This window comes from Pseudomonas sp. UBA3149 (assembly GCF_002364655.1).
Classification (GTDB): Bacteria; Pseudomonadota; Gammaproteobacteria; order Pseudomonadales; family Pseudomonadaceae; genus Chryseomonas; species Chryseomonas luteola.
The window spans coordinates 1-18,172 of sequence record NZ_DEYV01000023.1 but is presented as its reverse complement, the minus strand read 5'-3'; the positions used below and the strand labels follow the sequence as shown (position 1 = coordinate 18,172).

General features: G+C 51.7%; 13 protein-coding genes and 1 pseudogene. 8 read left to right on the top strand and 6 right to left on the bottom strand.

Annotation, left to right across the window (positions count from 1 at the left end):
• Window positions 1-345 precede the first annotated feature (345 nt).
• The 4 genes from B3729_RS13510 to B3729_RS13495 are packed head-to-tail and all read left to right on the top strand — an operon-like array spanning window position 346 to window position 6,599.
• Complete coding sequence (locus tag B3729_RS13510; protein WP_073450595.1) at window positions 346-1,605, top strand: TolC family protein; 1,260 nt, start codon at window positions 346-348, stop codon at window positions 1,603-1,605.
• Window positions 1,598-3,085, top strand: coding sequence for an efflux RND transporter periplasmic adaptor subunit (locus tag B3729_RS13505; protein ID WP_010799569.1), 1,488 nt, complete (start codon window positions 1,598-1,600; stop codon window positions 3,083-3,085). The genes B3729_RS13510 and B3729_RS13505 overlap by 8 nt, the downstream gene beginning before the upstream one ends.
• The gene (locus B3729_RS13500) at window positions 3,082-6,246 is read left to right on the top strand and encodes an efflux RND transporter permease subunit (protein ID WP_150345748.1); all 3,165 of its coding nucleotides are present in this window, start codon (window positions 3,082-3,084) and stop codon (window positions 6,244-6,246) included. The genes B3729_RS13505 and B3729_RS13500 overlap by 4 nt, the downstream gene beginning before the upstream one ends.
• Window positions 6,243-6,599, top strand: coding sequence for a copper-binding protein (locus B3729_RS13495; protein ID WP_010799567.1), 357 nt, complete (start codon window positions 6,243-6,245; stop codon window positions 6,597-6,599). Before B3729_RS13500 ends, B3729_RS13495 begins: the two co-directional genes overlap by 4 nt.
• Window positions 6,600-6,733: 134 nt before the next feature.
• Here the strand turns inward: B3729_RS13495 and B3729_RS13490 are convergent, their stop codons facing one another.
• From B3729_RS13490 to B3729_RS13475, 4 genes are all read right to left on the bottom strand, one after another.
• On the bottom strand, window positions 6,734-7,378 hold the full coding sequence (locus B3729_RS13490) for a class I SAM-dependent methyltransferase (protein WP_286788142.1): 645 nt from the start codon (window positions 7,376-7,378) through the stop codon (window positions 6,734-6,736).
• 177 nt (window positions 7,379-7,555) lie between these two features.
• Window positions 7,556-8,473, bottom strand: a complete 918-nt coding sequence (locus B3729_RS13485; RefSeq protein ID WP_125889722.1) for a cation diffusion facilitator family transporter — start codon at window positions 8,471-8,473, stop codon at window positions 7,556-7,558.
• 9 nt (window positions 8,474-8,482) lie between these two features.
• Window positions 8,483-9,910, bottom strand: a complete 1,428-nt coding sequence (locus tag B3729_RS13480) for a heavy metal sensor histidine kinase (protein WP_010799564.1) — start codon at window positions 9,908-9,910, stop codon at window positions 8,483-8,485.
• Window positions 9,907-10,581, bottom strand: coding sequence for a heavy metal response regulator transcription factor (locus B3729_RS13475; protein WP_010799563.1), 675 nt, complete (start codon window positions 10,579-10,581; stop codon window positions 9,907-9,909). Before B3729_RS13475 ends, B3729_RS13480 begins: the two co-directional genes overlap by 4 nt.
• 487 nt (window positions 10,582-11,068) lie before the next feature.
• On the opposite strand from B3729_RS13475, the gene B3729_RS13470 reads away from it, so the two are divergent.
• The 4 genes and pseudogenes from B3729_RS13470 to B3729_RS13455 all read left to right on the top strand — a co-directional run bounded on the left by B3729_RS13470 (window position 11,069) and on the right by B3729_RS13455 (window position 17,235).
• Complete coding sequence (locus tag B3729_RS13470) at window positions 11,069-12,286, top strand: TolC family protein (RefSeq protein WP_073450589.1); 1,218 nt, start codon at window positions 11,069-11,071, stop codon at window positions 12,284-12,286.
• 36 nt (window positions 12,287-12,322) lie between these two features.
• On the top strand, window positions 12,323-13,648 hold the full coding sequence (locus B3729_RS13465) for an efflux RND transporter periplasmic adaptor subunit (RefSeq protein WP_019365354.1): 1,326 nt from the start codon (window positions 12,323-12,325) through the stop codon (window positions 13,646-13,648).
• A gap of 31 nt (window positions 13,649-13,679) precedes the next feature.
• Complete coding sequence (locus tag B3729_RS13460; RefSeq protein WP_286788141.1) at window positions 13,680-16,835, top strand: CusA/CzcA family heavy metal efflux RND transporter; 3,156 nt, start codon at window positions 13,680-13,682, stop codon at window positions 16,833-16,835.
• A gap of 99 nt (window positions 16,836-16,934) precedes the next feature.
• Window positions 16,935-17,235 (top strand): annotated as a pseudogene (locus B3729_RS13455) (hypothetical protein).
• Window positions 17,236-17,345: 110 nt separating this feature from the next.
• Here the strand turns inward: B3729_RS13455 and B3729_RS13450 are convergent.
• The gene (locus B3729_RS13450) at window positions 17,346-17,678 is read right to left on the bottom strand and encodes a DUF2790 domain-containing protein (protein ID WP_019365355.1); all 333 of its coding nucleotides are present in this window, start codon (window positions 17,676-17,678) and stop codon (window positions 17,346-17,348) included.
• Window positions 17,679-17,869: 191 nt separating this feature from the next.
• Window positions 17,870-18,079, bottom strand: coding sequence for a hypothetical protein (locus tag B3729_RS13445; protein WP_019365356.1), 210 nt, complete (start codon window positions 18,077-18,079; stop codon window positions 17,870-17,872).
• Window positions 18,080-18,172: the final 93 nt, after the last annotated feature.

The window sequence follows — 18,172 nt, the reverse complement described above, 5'->3', positions numbered from 1 at the left end:
CCCCATGCAGCTGCAGCACAAGGACATGTCGAAAGGCATAATAGAAGATAGCTGCTTTGATAAAGAAAAAAGTCTTCATAGCGGCGGCAAAATCTGCAAAACAGGTGAGCAGTGCCAAGCCAATAGTGCAATTCAAGTCACTTCTCTGAAAATCTTTCCTCCTCTAGAGTCACTGGTTATTCACCAGCCTCTTGCTGAGTTTATTCCATACCCTAGCCTTGATACGGTCTGGCGACCTCCCCGCGTCTAATTCCTGATTTGTCCTAAGCTTATCTTGCGCCTCGATGGTCGCAGGGTTGTCTATGCACGCATGCATGGCGTGCCAGAACATGACGGAATTGTGCAATGATTTTTCAATGTAATCATAACGGGCGCCTGTCCTGGGGCGTTCTAGCTGTGACGTTTATGGCTGTGCCGAGGTTGGCTCCGGCATTAACCCTTGATGAAGCCTTACGATTGGCTGAGCATGAGGCGCCTTCGATGAGCGCCAGGCGGGCGGACATCGAAGCGGCTCGCAGCGCCGCCATCCCGGCTGGTGAGTTACCGGACCCCAGGCTTTCTCTCGGCCTGCAGAACGTACCTGTCGAGGGCCAGGACCGGTACAGTCTTAATCGAGACTCCATGACCATGCAAATGGTTGGCATCATGCAAGAGGTGTCTAATCGTGATAAGCGCCGCGCACGCGTCGAAGCCGCCCAGGCTGAAATACTTCAGGCAGAGGCAGAGCAACAGGTAGAACGGCTTAGTGTCAGGGTAGAAACCGCCCTGGCCTGGATAGAGGCCCGAGCGATCGAGCAGAAACTGGCGCTCTTTGGGAGTCTCTACAATGAAAACCGCCTCTTTGGCAAAGCGGTGCAGGCTACCATTGCTGGCAATGCAGGAATGGCGGCTGATAGCGTCATCCCTAGACAGGAAGCTGCCACTCTAGCGGAAGAGGAGGATGAGCTACATCGCGCTCTAACGCAGGCACGCGCTGCACTGCGCCGCTGGGTTGGACCTGCCGCAGACGAACCGCTATCAGGAAATCTGCCCCTATGGCCTGTTGATACGCATCATTTCAAACATAATCTCAGGCAGCACCCTAATGTAGCCGTTTTCGGGCCCAGAACCAGCGTAGCAGAGGCTGAAATACAGGAAGCTGTTGCTGAAAAAAAGCCTGACTGGAGCTGGCAGGTAGATTATCAGCATCGCGGTCGCGAGTACGGTGACATGGTCAGCCTTCAGGTCAGTTTTGACTTGCCGCTATTTACCACTTCCCGACAGGATCCCAAGATTGCAGCCAAACGGTCGCAGCTCATTCAACTTGAAGCCGAGCGCGAGGCCATATTGCGCGAGCATGCGCAGATGTTGGAGAGCGACCTGGCTGAATATGAGCGCCTCCATAATTCCCTTGAGCGTAGCCAGAAAACCTTTGTTCCTCTAGCCAAGGAGAAGGTGGATCTTGCCATGGCAAGCTATCGCGCCGGAAAAGGCGATTTGGCCGCCGTGGTCGAGGCGCGCCGTGATCTGATTCAGGCTCGTCTCAAGCTTATCGATATTACCCAGCTGCAAGCGTTGACCAGTGCTCGTCTGCATTTTGCGTACGGAGCACATTCAAATGACTAAACGAATCCTTATAGGGTCATTGTTCGTGTTGATGATTGCTGTGCTTGCCGGCCTTCTGGGCTATTGGCTAGGCAAGCCATCGCCTGCCCCCAATCTGCCTGTGGATCAAAATCAGCCTTCCTCTGTAACCGCTGATCAATCTGAAAAAAAGGTGCTGTATTGGTACGACCCTATGTACCCCCAGCAAAAGTTTGATAAGCCTGGTAAATCGCCATTCATGGATATGGAGCTCCAGCCGCGCTATGCCGATGAGAGTGGAAATAGCGCTGCCGTTACAATAGACCCAGGCATTACGCAAAACCTTGGAATGCGCGTCTCTCCTGTGACTCGGGAGTCTCTCGCTCAAACCTTAAGTGCGTCGGGAGCGCTGACCTATGATGAGCGGGACGTAGCAGTTTTGCAGACACGCAGCGGCGGGTTTGTGGAGCGGGTATATGACCTTGCCCCTGAAGATATTATTAAGAAGGGCGCACCGTTAGCTGACCTGTTGGTACCGGAGTGGGCTGCTGTGCAGGAGGAGTATCTTGCACTTCGGGCATTGAACGAGCCAGCATTGTTGGCAGCGGCTCGCCAGCGGATGCGTCTTGCCGGTATGCCGCAAGTACTGATTGAACAGGTTACGCGTAGCGGCAAGGCCAGTCCTGTATGGACGATTACCAGTCCAATTGAGGGGGTACTTGAAACCCTAGATATACGTCAGGGAATGACGCTTGCTGGCGGTGCGCTCGTTGCCCGGATCAATGGTATCAGCAGTATCTGGCTTGAAGTAGCCGTACCTGAGGCGCAAATTTCTGCTCTGTCTGCTGGACAACCCGTTCAAGCACACTTACCTGCCTATCCAAGTGATGTACTTAACGGCACGATCAAGGCGATTCTGCCGCAAGCTAACCCTGAAAGCCGAACGGTGAGGGTTCGAGTAGAGTTGCCTAACCCACAACAACGTCTACGACCCGGCATGACGGCTGAAGTCATCCTCAGCAGCGATCAGTACGATGCCTTGGTCATACCCGCCGAAGCGGTGATCCGTACTGGCAAACGAGCAATAGTCATGCTTGCTGAGAACGCTGGCCAGTACCGCCCCGTAGAAGTCAGGGTAGGCCGTGAAATAGCAGACAAAGTCGAGATCCTACAAGGTCTGGAAGAGGGCCAGCAGGTTGTTGCCTCGGGACAGTTTCTGCTGGATTCTGAAGCTAGTTTACGCGGACTCACCGCTCAGCCGCTTGAGCCGTCAGCCAGCGCCTCCAAGCCCGCCCTGCATGAAGCTGAAGGCACCATTATTGAGCTTGGTGACGACATGATTACCCTCTCTCATGGGCCTTTCATAACACTTGGCATGCCTGGAATGACCATGGGCTTTCCACTGGCAGACAAATCCCTTGCCGCCAACCTCAAGACAGGTGATCAGGTCCGGTTTGCAGTACGCCAGACGGATGATGGCCTACTGATCGAGCGTATTGAGCGCCTGGGAGGTCAGCCATGATTGCTACAGTCATCCAGTGGTCTGTCGGCAATCGATTCCTGATCCTCCTGGCGACACTGTTTGCGGTGGTATGGGGCATTTGGTCAGTGAAGAACACGGCCGTTGATGCACTGCCTGATCTTTCCGACGTACAGGTCATCATCCGTACGCCCTATCCCGGGCAGGCGCCCCAGATCGTTGAAAATCAGGTTACCTATCCGCTGACCACTACCATGCTGTCGGTTCCTGGAGCCAGGACGGTACGGGGCTACTCTTTCTTTGGCGACAGTTACGTCTACATACTGTTTGAGGACGGCACCGATCTTTATTGGGCCCGCTCGCGAGTTCTGGAGTATCTCAGCCAGGTGCAGGGGCGTTTACCCGCCGCGGCAAAGCCTGCGCTGGGGCCGGATGCTACAGGCGTAGGCTGGATTTTTCAGTATGCCCTGGTTGACCGCAGCGGAGGACATGACCTGGCCCAGCTACGATCACTACAGGACTGGTTTCTCCGCTATGAGTTGAAGACATTACCCAATGTGGCGGAAGTCGCACCGATTGGTGGGATGGTCAAGCAGTACCAGATTGTGCTGGACCCTATTCGTATGGCTAATCGAGGCGTGACTCAGCAACAGATCGCTGAAGCTATCAACAAGGCCAACCAGGAGACGGGGGGAAGTGTGCTTGAGCTGGCTGAGACCGAGTTCATGGTTCGAGCCTCGGGCTACCTGCAGACCCTAAACGACTTTCGTGCTGTTCCTTTGCGGTTGGATACCAGTGGTGTTCCTGTAACCTTAGGTGATGTCGCCCATATTCAGCTAGGCCCGGAGATGCGGCGTGGTATTGCCGAACTGGATGGCGAGGGTGAAGTAGTGGGAGGCGTGGTGATTCTCCGTAGTGGCAAAAATGCTCGGGATACGATTGCCGCCGTCCAGGCAAAACTGGACAACCTCAAGCAAAGCCTTCCGGAGGGCGTTGATATCGTTACGACGTATGATCGCAGCAAGCTCATTGATCGTGCTGTAGAAAACTTAAGCTTCAAACTGATCGAAGAGTTTGTCGTTGTGGCGCTGATCTGCGCCTTGTTTCTCTGGCACTTGCGTTCCTCACTTGTAGCCATCGTGTCACTGCCTGTAGGGGTGCTAATTGCCTTTATCATCATGCAGCGACAGGGGGTTAACGCTAATATCATGTCTCTTGGCGGAATTGCCATTGCGATTGGCGCAATGGTCGACGCCGCGATTGTCATGATAGAAAATGCTCACAAGCACATCGAAGCCTGGCATAGACACTATCCTGACAGGCCGCTTAAGGGTAATGAGCACTGGAAAGTAATCACTCAGGCCGCGATTGAGGTAGGGCCAGCGCTTTTCTTCAGTCTGCTGATCATTACTCTTTCGTTTATACCGGTTTTTACCCTGGAAGCTCAGGAGGGCCGTTTATTCGGTCCGCTGGCCTTTACTAAAACCTATGCCATGGCGGCAGCGGCAGGCCTTTCGGTTACGCTGGTTCCTGTACTGATGGGCTACTGGATCCGCGGCAAGATACCTGAAGAGCATCGTAACCCACTCAACAGGTTACTCATCCGCCTCTATCAGCCCGTATTGGATACCGTGCTACGTTGGCCCAAAATAACGCTTCTGGTAGCACTCCTGGTTTTTCTTACCGGCATTTGGCCTGCTACCCGCTTGGGAGGAGAATTCCTGCCACCGTTGGATGAAGGCGATCTGCTCTACATGCCCACAGCGCTGCCAGGGCTTTCAGCGCAAAAGGCAAGCGAGCTCCTGCAGCAGACCGACCGCTTAATCAAAACCGTGCCGGAAGTGGCACATGTATTTGGCAAGGCTGGACGTGCTGATACGGCAACAGACTCAGCGCCACTTGAGATGTTTGAGACAACTATTCAATTCAAGCCCAGGAATGAATGGCGAGCAGGCATGACCACCGAGAAGCTTATCGAGGAGCTGGACCATACGGTGCAGGTGCCTGGGGTAGCTAATCTCTGGATTCCACCTATCCGTAACCGAATAGATATGCTGGCCACTGGGATCAAGAGTCCAATCGGCGTAAAGGTCTATGGAACGGATATTGCGCAGATCGATAAGGTGACTCAATCAGTTGAGCGTATCGCCAAAACAGTACCAGGCGTTACGTCAGCGCTGGCTGAGCGCCTGTCGGGTGGACGCTATATCGATGTGGATATCGATCGTAGCGCTGCCGCCCGCTATGGTCTGAATATCGCTGACGTACAAGCTATCGTAGCCGGTGCCATTGGCGGTGAGACCATTGGAGAGACGGTCGAGGGCCTGGCACGCTATCCGATCAATCTACGCTATGGGCGTGAATGGCGAGACTCTCTGACAGCGCTGCAGCAGTTGCCTATTTACACTCCTCAAGGTAGTCAGATCACTTTGGGGACCGTGGCATCGGTCAAAGTCAGCGACGGGCCACCCATGCTGAAAAGCGAAAACGCTCGTTTGACTGGTTGGGTATATATAGATGTTCGCGGTCGCGATATGGCGTCAGTTGTAGCTGACTTGAGTCAGAAGATCGAAGCTGAGGTCAAGCTGAGCCCAGGGATGAGCGTTAGCTATTCTGGACAGTTTGAGTTCATGGAGAGGGCTAATGCACGGCTCAAGCTTGTGGTGCCTGCCACGCTTTTGATCATCTTTGTTCTCCTATATTTTATCTTCAATCGTTTTAATGAAGCACTTCTTATCATGGTCACGCTTCCCTTTGCTCTTACTGGAGGTGTCTGGTTTCTTTATGTACTGGATTATCACCTTTCAATTGCAACAGGGATTGGTTTTATTGCTCTGGCCGGAGTTTCGGCGGAGTTTGGTGTAATCATGCTGCTTTATCTGAGAAATGCATGGCATGAACGGTTAGAAGCAGGCCATAACCATGAGCGTGCGCTGGTTGAGGCTATTCGTGAGGGTGCTGTACAGCGTGTACGTCCTAAAGCAATGACCGTTGCGGTGATCATTGCCGGCCTTCTGCCCATTCTCTGGGGAACCGGTACCGGAGGAGAGATCATGAGCCGCATCGCCGCACCAATGGTAGGCGGTATGATCAGTGCGCCCTTGCTTTCCTTGTTCGTCCTGCCAGCAGCCTACCTTCTGATGCGCCGTCGACAGTTTCGCGATTCCTTCAAAACAGATAACCCCCCTGGAGAACACTCATGAAAATCGCAAGTATCGTTTTCGCCTCATTGCTTGTTTCACCTGCGCTATTTGCTGCGGAAAAACAGTCCATGGAGGGTATGCCGATGGATCATAAGGGCATGGACATGCCGATGGATCAAAAGGCGACCACAAAGACGGGCAAGGCTACTGGTGTTGTCAAAAAGGTTGATACTGAGAAGGGGTCCGTGACGATTGCTCATGGGCCGGTCGAAGCATTGGGCTGGCCATCCATGACAATGGGCTTTAAAGCCGAGGCCACCCAGTTACAAGGTCTCAAGCAGGGCGACAAGGTAAAATTTGAGTTTGCCTCCACGGGAATGGACTCAACCATTACCCGTATTGAAAAGCAGTAACTGAAAGGGCCACCGTTCACGGTGGCCCTCTGACATGGCTGTTATTTAACTAAACGCTTGCAGCAAAAACTCTTAGTTGCACCTAATAATAGGGGTGTGTATGAATGCTGCTTCTGGTTGGGTAAGGGTAAATGTCAGAGAGCATCAGCGGTTGACTTGGCACCCTCTAGATCAGCCAGCCCTTCATACATATAGCTCATTGGCTTAACCATGCTCTGGTAGCTGTTCTCAAGCCTGGCTATTCGAAAACCGCTGTCCCTGAGCAGTTCATCAATGGAACGATCCAGATGGCATCCGCCTACAAAACGGCTCCACATGGGCGTCAGCTTCTGCTGCCAGCGAGCAACGCCTGGATCCGACGCCAAACCATGTTCGCAAAAGGCGAAATACCCATCAGGTTTGAGTACTCGACGAATCTCATGGAGAGCCATGCGGATATCTGGAACGCTACATAGTGTCCAGGAGCAAAGTGCAGTATCTATGCTCCGATCAGGCAAAGGAATATGCTGAGCCGTGCAATGCAGGATCTCGATGGGAAAAGGCGCATGCGATACGTCCTTCTGACCCAGCTTTAACATATTGGCGTCAGGCTCAAGCGCATAGAGCCGCTCAACCTGATCCGGGATGTAGAAGGGCAGATTGCGTCCTGAACCAAAGCCAATTTCCAGTGCTACCCCCTTGGCCTGAATCGCTAAACGCCTTCGGTAGGCGTCAAGGCGCCGGGAGTTCATTACTGAATGAATCAGACAGGGTAATACGCACTGGTCGTACACTTTCATAGCTCAGCTTCCACACCCAGGAGCGATGGCTCTACCGATCAAGATTAGCTATTTCCTTTTATCAGGAAAGGGATAGCAAAGGGTATTCCCAGCCAATTTACTCAGGCCATCCCTGGCGCCGAGTGTTAAGTATGTAGGCCAAGGCCCATAATTATTGTTTAAAAGCAGTGCTGAGCGTTAAACCAGCTGGGTCTCATGAGGGGCCAGTCCTTGCTCTACCTGAAGCGTACAGTGATGAATTGAATACCTGTCCTTGAGCGTATGCATTGTCTCATTCATGAAGGTATCTCCCGGATAGCCATTGGGCATCACCAAATGCACCGTTAGGGCGTTTTCTGTAGTACTCATCCCCCAAATATGAAGGTCGTGTATGTCTTTCACGCCGTTTAGCTGCAGGAGGTAGGTCTCGATCTCATTACGATCAACGCTGTTGGGTACAGCATTAAGTGCAAGATCTACAGAGTCACGCAATAGTGACCAAGTGCTGATTATGATGATGGCTACAATGATCAGGCTCAGGATGGGGTCGATCCAGTGTGCGCCTGTAAAGTAGATAGCGACACCTGCAAGGACCACGCCGAGTGAGACGCCTGCATCAGCTGCCATATGAAGAAATGCGCCTTTGACATTAAGATCACTTTTGCTGCCCTTGATGAAAAGAAGCGCTGAGGCACCGTTTATGAGGATGCCGATGCCAGCTACTATGGAAACGGTCAGCCCGGATACCGCTCCGGGGTTTGAAAAGCGGGTGACTGCTTCCCAGGCAATGGCACCGCAGGCAACAAGAAGCAGCACGGCATTACCTAGTGCAGCAAGAATAGATGTACCCCTCAAACCATAGGTGAATTTATGGCTAGGGGCTCTTCTCCCTAAAAGAGCAGCTCCCCACGCCAGTATCAAACCTAATACGTCAGACAGGTTATGCCCAGCATCAGCAATAAGGGCCGTTGAGTTTGCAGCGATGCCGTAAACAAACTCGACAATAACAAAGCCGGTATTCAAGGCTGTCGCTATCAGGAAGGCCTTGTTATTCGTGTCAATGTTTCCATGTGCATGTGCATGTGCATGTGCATGGCTGTGCTCGTGATGATCCATAAAGGCCCTCTAAAAGACGTCGTGAGTAGGGGTAAGGCTTGAAGCACGGACCTGTCCTATGGGGAATATCAGGCGGAAGCGAGTAACGTGGCCAGGAATGCTTTCGACCTCACAGCGTCCTTGATGCAGACTCATGATGGAGCGTACGATGGCCAGCCCCAGTCCTGTACCGCCCTGTTCATGCGTCCGCCGGCCATCAACCCGATAGAACCGTTCAAAAAGATGCGGTAGGTGATGTGCACCAATACCGGCACCCGTGTTCTCAACAGTGACACTGGCCTCGTCTGCTTCTTCCGTTAGAACAATGGCCACCGTGCCGCCGTAAGGCGTATGCCCAATAGCATTTGAGAGCAAGTTGGACAGAGCACGTTGGATCATTAACCGATCTCCCATCGTGGAGGCTTCTCCTCTGATGCTTATCGATATGTCCTTGTCTTCGGCACTGATTGCAAAGAGGTCCATGATTCGCATGGTCTCGTCGCGCAGAAAGATGGGGGTGAAGGGAATCAGTGTATGGGGATGACTTACCTGGGCGAGAAACAGCATGTCCGAGATAATTCGATTTAACCGTTCATACTCTTCTATAGCAGACTCCAGGACGTGGCAATATTCCGCCTCGGAGCGTTTACGCGAGAGGGTAACCTGTGTCTTGATCATGAGATTGTTAATTGGGGAGCGCAATTCATGAGCAAGATCGTCCGAAAATTCGGAAAGCTGTTGTACACCTGTATCTAGCCGGTGGAGCATAAAATTCATGCTATGAGCAAGATCCTTCAACTCCCTGGGCAATCTGTCAGTTTTGATTCGATGGGAAAGACTTTGGGTCGATATCTGTGCGGCAACACTGCGAAACCGTCGTAACGGCCGGAGTTCCTTTTGTACAAGCAACCAGGCACTAATGCCGATGAGTATCAAAAGTACCGGTACGGAGACTAGTGATGACTTTAAAAAGGCCAATAGCAAGTGGCGGTCAGCTGAACGATCCAGAGTCAGCAGTGCTTTAACCAATTGACCGTCTTGAGTCGGGATAACCTTGGAGACAGTCAGCATCTCCTGGTTGGTTGCTGAAAGCCAAGAATGAAAGGCGATAGAGGTGCCTACTGCCAGGGTACGAATCTCGGGAGCAAGAGCATATTGCCCGATGCCCAGCATGACAGCAGGCGCCTGATCGGCGTCAAGGATACTAAGGCTCAGGTTGTCATGGCCCAGGATGAGATCCAGCAATGCGTGCGGCTTGTTTGATAACTGCTCAGGTGCTACGTCTACCTTAAGGTTATGTTCGATACGCTCGAACTTGCCAGTCAGGTTTTCATGAGCAGAGAGATCAAGCTCACGATCAAGCGTTATGTAGGAGAGCCCTACAACAAGCATGACGAGCATTGCTCCCAGCAGGATAACCTTGAGGCTCAGGCGAAACGACAAGCTGGTCGAAATCATCCACGCTCCTCAAGAATATACCCCGCACCACGAATGGTATGGATTAGCTTTATCTCAAAGGGATCGTCGATCTTGGCCCGCAGCCGTCTGATTGAAACCTCAACGACATTGGTGTCACAGTCAAAATTCATGTCCCAAACCATCGAGATGATCTGGGTACGGGTGAGCACCTCACCCGTCTTGCGCATGAGCAGATGCAGGAGCGCAAATTCCTTGGTCGTCAGGTCAATACGCTGGTTGCCACGAAAGGCACGGTGCCGATTCGGATCAAGCTCCAGATCGGCCACCTTAACAACATCCGATACCTGGACTGCATCACTTCGGCGAAACAACGAACGGATACGGGCCAGTAACTCTGGGAACTGGAAGGGTTTGACCAGGTAATCATCAGCGCCCAGATCAAGACCTTTCACCTTTTCTTCAAGACGCCCTCGTGCTGTCAGCATGATCACACGCGTCTGCTTGCGCTTTCGTATGAGTTCGAGTACTTCCCAACCATCCATCTCTGGAAGATTTACGTCCAGCAGAATAAGGTCATACGTCTGCTGGTGAGCTAAATAAAGTCCATCGATGCCAGTATTGGCACAGTCAACAATATAACCACTTTCAGTCAAACCTTGCTTTAAATATTCGGCAGCTTTTGGCTCGTCCTCAACAATAAGGATTCGCATGGTGTACTCACTATTAAAATAATAAACACTTAATTAAGGATGAATTTTTATTATTTGTTTTGATCGCGCTGGAGTTTAAAGCTAAAAGCATAAACCCTGTAGCAACTACAGAGTCAAGAAAGCTTTGTAAAAACAGGCGCCATGGGTCAAGAAGGCGGCTTGAAAGGCTCTATCTCAGCAGCTCTCATATCTCATGCGTTGCAAAAGCAGTGTCATGAAATAGGTGAATTCTAGCGCAGGTATTGCCCTCTTTTTGAACATTACAGATTTGTAATGTTCAGGTCACTTCCCCGATAAGTTCTGTCTATACAGTGATAATCGAGATAGCTTTATTTCATTGCTGGAAATAAGGGCGCTCTTTTTATTTCTCATAAAGCCTAACTGTAAACCAAGATGTCGGGAGCAATTTTTGTCTGTACTAGATACTTTTTGGAAGTTTCCAAACACCAAGCTTATTAGTTATGGATTAGGGCTTCTTGGTTATTTAATGGCATCTCCATTGACTGCAGGCCCTTCGATGGGGGCTTTGACACTGGAAAGCGCTTTATCCAAAGCTTATGAGAATAATCCAGAGTTTTCTGCTGCTCGTCAGGAGGCAGACGTATCGCTTGGGCTTAGGCAGCAAGCGGGATTGATACCCAACCCAGAACTCTCCTGGGATGTAGAGGATACTCGCTCCAACAAACAGATCAGCAGCGTTACTCTTACTCAACCTATTGAACTTGGAGGGAAGCGCCAGGCAAGGGTAGACGTGGCTAATGCCTCTCAGGTGCTCGCTTCAGCGGATATTGACTACCGGACCAACAGCTTGCGCGCCGATGTCATGCAAGCCTTTTATGCTGCACTAAAGGCTCAGGAAGGCCTGCAGCTTGCCAAGCAAGCGGTAGAGTTGGCAGACAAAGGCCTTACCATCGCCAAGGGCCGAGTGGAGGCAGGAAAAACCTCACCCGTAGAATTATCTCGAGCGGAGGTTCAACTTTCTACTGTACGCGTTGAAGTGCGCCGGGCTCAGCTTGAGCGCGATAGTACCTACAAGCAGTTGGCAGCACTGTTAGGCGAGTCGGTGCCTGTTTTTTCTCAGGTTCAGGGCAGCTTTGAACATCTGCCTGGCCTTCCAGCCAGAGATGAACTGCTGGGTCGTATACGCGGCACGCCAGAGCTGCGTCGTGCTTTGCTACAGATCGATCGAAGCGAGGCCGAGCTCCATCTGGAGCGCACTCAGCGCATACCCGACATACGCGTCAGTATCGGTAGCCAGTACGATGAACAGGAACGAGAGCGGGTAAACCTGGTCGGCATTTCCTTGCCGCTACCTTTGTTTGACCGTAATCAGGGCAATATCTATGCAGCCTCACGCCGGGCGGATCAGGCACGGGACTTACGCAATGCAGCAGAGCTTCGTCTAAGGAGTGAAACCCTGCAGGCTTATGAGCAGTGGGAAATAGCTGTTGCCGACATCTCGGAGTTTCGCCAATCGATTCTTCCTGCGGGCAGGCAAGCCGTCGAAAGCGCGACCCGTGGCTTTGCCATGGGCAAATTCAGCTTCCTGGATGTCTTGGATGCCCAGCGAACCCTGATTTCTTCGCGTGGCCAGTATCTTCAGTCTTTAGAAAGTGCAACTGACGCCCTAGTACGCCTTGAGCGGATTTACGGCGACGCCGTTTCTTTTTATCCATCCCAAATCACCCATTCGATTTCTCGATGACGCCGTCGCGCTGACCATGTATTTCCGGGAGCATTCATGAGTAAGAAACAAAGGGTCTCTATTACAACCATCCTTGCGGTGGTTATAGGACTGGGGCTCAGCTTAGGTATTGATGGAGCTGTGACAAAACACGAGCTCCGAGCGCAAGAACATGATCATCCGCATGGAGAAGATGATCATTCCAGTGAGGTGAAAAAGGAAGCTGCTTCTGCTGCCCCTCATCATGAGGAGAAAGGCGCGCATGAAAAGCATGAGGGTGAAAGCCATGCTGAGGAAGAACAAGGTGATAAACATGGAGAAAACCACGAAGGGGAGCATGGAGACGAGCACAAGGAAGGAGCGATCGAGCTCAGCGCTGAACAAATCAAGGCTGCAGGTATCACGCTAGGCACAGCTAGGTCTGGGCAGATCAATAACGTGCTGTCGCTACCTGGCGAGATTCGCTTCAATGAGGATCGAACGGCCCATGTAGTACCTCGGGCTGTGGGTGTCGTCGAAGCCGTGAAGGTCAATTTGGGTGAGCAGGTAAAAAAGGGTCAGGTGCTGGCTATTATTTCCAGCCAGCAGGTCTCCGAACAGCGTAGCGAGCTGGCAGCAGCCCAGCAGCGTGCCGCACTCGCACGTACGCTTTTCAGTCGGGAAAAAAAGCTCTGGGAAGAAAAGATCTCTGCTGAACAAGACTATCTGCAAGCACGGCAAGCCTTGCAGGAGGCAGAGATAAACTTGAAAAATGCCCTGCAAAAAACGCAGGCCCTAAGCGGAAGTAGCAGTCTTTCCGGAGGAAACCGCTATGAAGTCCGTGCCCCCTTTGATGGTACGGTTATTGAAAAACATGTTGTCCTGGGTGAAGTTGTCAACGATACATCCAATGTATTTGTGCTGACAGATCTCTCCCATGTATGGGCAACGTTTAACGTATCAGCACGTGACTTGGGCAGAGTGGTGGTAGGAAAAAAGGTTGAGGTGGTTGCGGCCGAGCTTGGAAGCACCGCTCAAGGGGTTGTTGCCTACGTGGGTAGCCTTCTGGGTGAGCAGACGCGTGCAGCAACAGCACGCGTTACATTGGACAACCCTGAGGGCGCTTGGCGTCCGGGGCTGTTTGTCACAATCAATGTAGCAACGTCAACACAGAAAGCCGCTGTGACCGTTCCGGTACAGGCTATTCAGACCCTTGAGGATAAGCCCTCCGTTTTTGTTCGTACACCAGAAGGTTTCCAGGCTCAGCCTGTGCAGCTGGGCGTACGAGACAGCGGCTTTGTGGAAGTCACTAATGGTCTGGATGCAGGTACTCAGATAGCCGTCGAGGGCAGCTTTATTCTCAAGTCCGAATTAGGAAAAGGTTCAGCCGAACATTCCCATTAAGTGCCCCAGGTCCTGCCACGAGTATTTTCCAATGTTCGAACGTATTCTCAGATTTTCCATTGAACAGCGATGGCTGGTCATGCTGGCAGTGCTGGGCATGTCTGCGCTAGGAGTTTTCAGCTATCAAAAGCTACCTATTGATGCTGTACCCGATATCACAAATGTCCAGGTTCAGATCAACACGGCCATGCCTGGCTTTTCGCCTCTGGAGGCCGAACAACGGCTGACCTATCCCATCGAAACGGCTATGGCCGGATTGCCTCATCTTCAACAGACCCGCTCATTGTCCCGTTCAGGTTTTTCGCAGGTAACGGTTATCTTTGAAGATGGTACTGATCTTTACTTTGCCCGTCAGATGGTTAACGAACGCCTGCAAGGCGCTCGTAATCAGCTTCCAGAGAGCGCTGAGGCAATGATGGGGCCAATCTCAACCGGATTAGGTGAGATATTCCTGTGGACAGTCGAAGCGGATGAGCAGGCGCGAAAAGAGGATGGTACGCCCTATACACCTACTGACCTGCGCATCATTCAGGACTGGATTATAAAACCACAACTGCGCAATGTTCCTGGCGTAGCGGAAATCAATACCATTGGTGGTTTCAACAAGGAGTATCAGGTCGCTCCCAATCTTAAGAAGCTTGCCTCTTATGGCCTGACTTTAAATGATCTTTTCTCTGCGCTTGAGCGCAACAATGCCAACGTCGGAGCAGGGTTTATCGAGCGTGGCGGCGAGCAGCTGGTTATTCGCGCGCCTGGACAGGTAGGGTCGGAGCAGGACATTGCCAATATAGTGCTTACGACAGTAGACGGCTCTCCCATTCGCATTCGTGATGTAGCTTCAGTAGGAATCGGAAAAGAGCTTCGATCCGGCGCCGCCACGGAAAATGGTCGTGAGGTAGTACTGGGCACAGTGTTTATGCTGATTGGTGAGAATAGCCGATCTGTTGCTCAGGCGGTGTCGAAAAAGATTGAGGATATCAATCGTTCATTACCCGCTGGTGTTTCAGCGGTTCCGGTGTATGACCGCACCACCCTGGTGGACAAGGCCATTGCCACCGTCAAGAAAAACCTGGTCGAGGGCGCTATTCTCGTTATCGCCATTTTATTTCTGTTCCTTGGCAACATACGTGCTGCACTGATTACAGCAATGGTCATTCCGTTGTCCATGCTGTTTACCTTTACCGGGATGTTTGCCAACAAGGTCAGTGCCAATCTTATGAGCCTGGGGGCGCTTGACTTTGGTGTCATTGTGGACGGTGCTGTAGTGATCGTTGAGAACTCAATTCGACGCCTTGCTCATGCGCAGCACCACCACGGACGCATACTGACTCGCTCCGAGCGTTTCCATGAGGTATTTGCAGCAGCCAGAGAGGCCCGACGTCCGCTTATATTTGGTCAGCTGATCATCATGGTGGTTTATCTTCCGATTTTTGCCCTGAGCGGCGTAGAAGGAAAGATGTTCCATCCCATGGCATTTACCGTAGTGATTGCACTACTGGGTGCGATGATTCTTTCCATCACATTTGTTCCGGCAGCCATTGCCCAGTTTGTGACGGGTAAGGTCAAGGAAGAAGAAAACCTGGTTATGCGAGCGGCGCGGCAGGGCTACTCTCCCATCCTGAACGGGGTAATGAAGCATCGCCCGGCAGTTTTCGCAGCTGCCGTACTAGTGGTGGGTCTGTCTGGTTTTCTAGCAAGCCGCATGGGCAGTGAATTCGTACCCAGTCTGAGTGAGGGAGACTTCGCCCTTCAGGCACTCAGGGTACCTGGGAGCAGTCTTACGCAATCAGTAGATATGCAGCAGCGCCTGGAAAAAGCACTGATTGAGCGCGTCCCTGAAGTCCAGCGTGTCTTTGCCCGGACAGGAACAGCCGAAATTGCGGCTGACCCCATGCCACCGAATATTTCGGACAGCTATGTCATGCTCAAGCCACGCGAACAATGGCCTGATCCGGACAAGTCGCGGGATGTGCTTATCGAGGAGATTCAAAAAGCCAGCGCGACTGTGCCAGGTAGCAACTATGAGATGTCCCAGCCTATACAACTTCGCTTCAACGAGTTGATTTCAGGCGTGCGCAGTGACGTTGCGGTCAAGGTATACGGGGACGATATGGAAGTTCTCAACCAGACGGCCGCCAGAATCGCCTCAAGCATGCAGAAAGTAGAGGGCGCATCTGAGGTAAAGGTTGAGCAAACCTCCGGGCTCCCATTACTTACGGTCAATGTGGATCGTGACAGGGCTGCCCGCTTTGGCCTGAACATTGGCGATGTTCAGGATGCTGTCTCCGCAGCCTTTGGTGGACGTCAGGCCGGTACATTGTTCGAAGGGGACCGCCGCTTCGATATAGTGGTCCGGCTCTCCGATGAATTGCGAACTGATCTGGATGCAATGTCGCAAATGCTTATCCCTGTTCCTGCTTCAAGTAGCGATACGACAGGCCGGATAGGATTTATTCCTCTCTCTGATTTAGCAACACTGGATCTGGTACTGGGACCAAACCAGATCAGTCGTGAAAACGGTAAACGACTTGTCATTGTCAGTGCTAACGTACGAGGCCGTGACATTGGTTCATTTGTTCAGGATGCCGCGACACGTATTGAGCAGGACGTAAAGGTACCCGCAGGGTATTGGACAAGCTGGGGAGGGCAGTTTGAGCAGCTTCAGTCAGCGGCGCAGCGGCTTCAAATCGTTGTTCCAGTGGCCCTGCTTCTTGTTTTTGTACTTCTGTTCATGATGTTCAACAACATTAAAGACGGACTTCTAGTCTTTACAGGGATTCCCTTTGCCTTGACAGGCGGGGTGATGGCTCTGTGGCTTAGAGACATACCCTTATCCATCTCGGCAGGGGTTGGCTTTATTGCCCTGTCTGGTGTAGCCGTGCTTAACGGTCTGGTTATGATTGCGTTTATACGCAGCTTGAGAGACAACGGCAGCTCCCTTCATGAGGCTGTGACGCATGGCGCTCTGTCACGTCTTCGGCCTGTGCTCATGACTGCGCTTGTGGCCTCACTGGGATTTATACCAATGGCACTGGCAACAGGTACAGGCGCTGAGGTACAGCGGCCGCTTGCCACTGTTGTAATAGGGGGAATTCTCTCCTCAACAGCACTGACGCTGCTTGTGCTTCCAGCGTTGTACTTTGCGGCTCACCGCCGCTCAGAGCAAAGGGACACGGCTGGCCAGTAACCCAGTCGATCTAGCGGGCAGGCTCTTTAACTGGCCTTGCCAGGATGGACACCTCTGGCCGGAGGTGTCCATGTCTAAACTCAAGCTCCAAGCCTTTTCATCCCTACCTCTCTGGCCGAAACCATAGGTTGCTATCTGCCTTAGCTAGGATTTGGCAAGGGCATTCCCCGCGGCCTTATTCGTGTGGACTCTCACACTGCATCCAACCGCAGCAGGACGAGTTGAGGCGGCCTACGGTGGCGTCTATGCCTTTGCAGCGATTCTCTGGCTGCTACAGGTAGGCGGTATCAAACCATCGCTGTGGGATGTTATCGACCCCTTTGTCACCCTGTGTGGTATAGCCTCTATTGAGACTGGGCACACTGCAATTATGTCGATAATCAACGGGACGGGACTGTAAAAAGGGAATGGCGGAACCAGGCGCAAAGGGCGTCTATCGACGTCGGGCTCTGCGCTTGGTTATAAGATGCTTATTGAAAGGGATATCTTTTCTGATAACCAGAGGTGAGCTTAATTTTGATTAGAGCAGTAAAGCCCTAGTGTCCTATAGCTGATGGCCTTCACGTCGCCTGCAGCATCCTTATAAACCATTTCCGCAGGCTGCACGCCACATCCTGATCCATTTGAGCCAATAAATAGAACTTCCTGGATATCCAGCTTCATTCCATACTGATATTCCACACGCTCTACTTCACTCAGTTTGGAGAAATTGTTTTGTAGAACATGAACTCGTGCCTGTTGCATGCGGTTAAAGACGCGCTCGCCGCCATTATCTGCGAGGGCTGCTAATGGCAGAGCCATGAGTAATGATGCAGTGAAAATTTTGGCTAAATACGTTGGCATGATCTTCTCCTTTAATAATTAATTGAACTTTAATGGAGTCAACCTTTCGAGGTGCTTAGAGCAAAATTACAATTCTGTAATCTGATATTGTGCTGTGAAAAAAATAATAGGCACAATAAAAAAGGCGCCTGATAGGCGCCTAAAGCACATCTTCCGGCCAAAGGAGCAAAAGAAGATGTGTTACTGCTCAGTTAATCTTTCCGTCTGGTCTCACCCGGTTGCCTGCTCTGTTTTCGCTGACTATCAAGGTGTTCACGCTGTAATTTCTGCTCATGCCTTTTTTTCAGTTCCAGGCGAAACGCCTGATTTCGTTCAATTGAGCGCTCGCTACCATCAGCAGCAATCGCCATGCTTGATTCTAGAAAAATGCTACACATGAGAAGGGCAATTAAAACTTTCATATTGATCACTTGACTGTTGAGATTACTCGCTGAGTACCTTGCTATCACTCGTTGCGAATAGTGATAGGGTAACTAAGGAAGGTCTGAAGTAGC

Excerpts from the sequence above, each read along its gene's own strand:
- B3729_RS13510 (WP_073450595.1), top strand. The coding sequence starts at position 346 with ATGATTTTTCAATGTAATCATAACGGGCGCCTGTCCTGGGGCGTTCTA.
- B3729_RS13505 (WP_010799569.1), top strand. The coding sequence starts at position 1,598 with ATGACTAAACGAATCCTTATAGGGTCATTGTTCGTGTTGATGATTGCT.
- B3729_RS13500 (WP_150345748.1), top strand. The coding sequence starts at position 3,082 with ATGATTGCTACAGTCATCCAGTGGTCTGTCGGCAATCGATTCCTGATC.
- B3729_RS13495 (WP_010799567.1), top strand. The coding sequence starts at position 6,243 with ATGAAAATCGCAAGTATCGTTTTCGCCTCATTGCTTGTTTCACCTGCG.
- B3729_RS13490 (WP_286788142.1), bottom strand. The coding sequence starts at position 7,378 with ATGAAAGTGTACGACCAGTGCGTATTACCCTGTCTGATTCATTCAGTA.
- B3729_RS13485 (WP_125889722.1), bottom strand. The coding sequence starts at position 8,473 with ATGGATCATCACGAGCACAGCCATGCACATGCACATGCACATGCACAT.
- B3729_RS13480 (WP_010799564.1), bottom strand. The coding sequence starts at position 9,910 with ATGATTTCGACCAGCTTGTCGTTTCGCCTGAGCCTCAAGGTTATCCTG.
- B3729_RS13475 (WP_010799563.1), bottom strand. The coding sequence starts at position 10,581 with ATGCGAATCCTTATTGTTGAGGACGAGCCAAAAGCTGCCGAATATTTA.
- B3729_RS13470 (WP_073450589.1), top strand. The coding sequence starts at position 11,069 with ATGGCATCTCCATTGACTGCAGGCCCTTCGATGGGGGCTTTGACACTG.
- B3729_RS13465 (WP_019365354.1), top strand. The coding sequence starts at position 12,323 with ATGAGTAAGAAACAAAGGGTCTCTATTACAACCATCCTTGCGGTGGTT.
- B3729_RS13460 (WP_286788141.1), top strand. The coding sequence starts at position 13,680 with ATGTTCGAACGTATTCTCAGATTTTCCATTGAACAGCGATGGCTGGTC.
- B3729_RS13450 (WP_019365355.1), bottom strand. The coding sequence starts at position 17,678 with ATGCCAACGTATTTAGCCAAAATTTTCACTGCATCATTACTCATGGCT.
- B3729_RS13445 (WP_019365356.1), bottom strand. The coding sequence starts at position 18,079 with ATGAAAGTTTTAATTGCCCTTCTCATGTGTAGCATTTTTCTAGAATCA.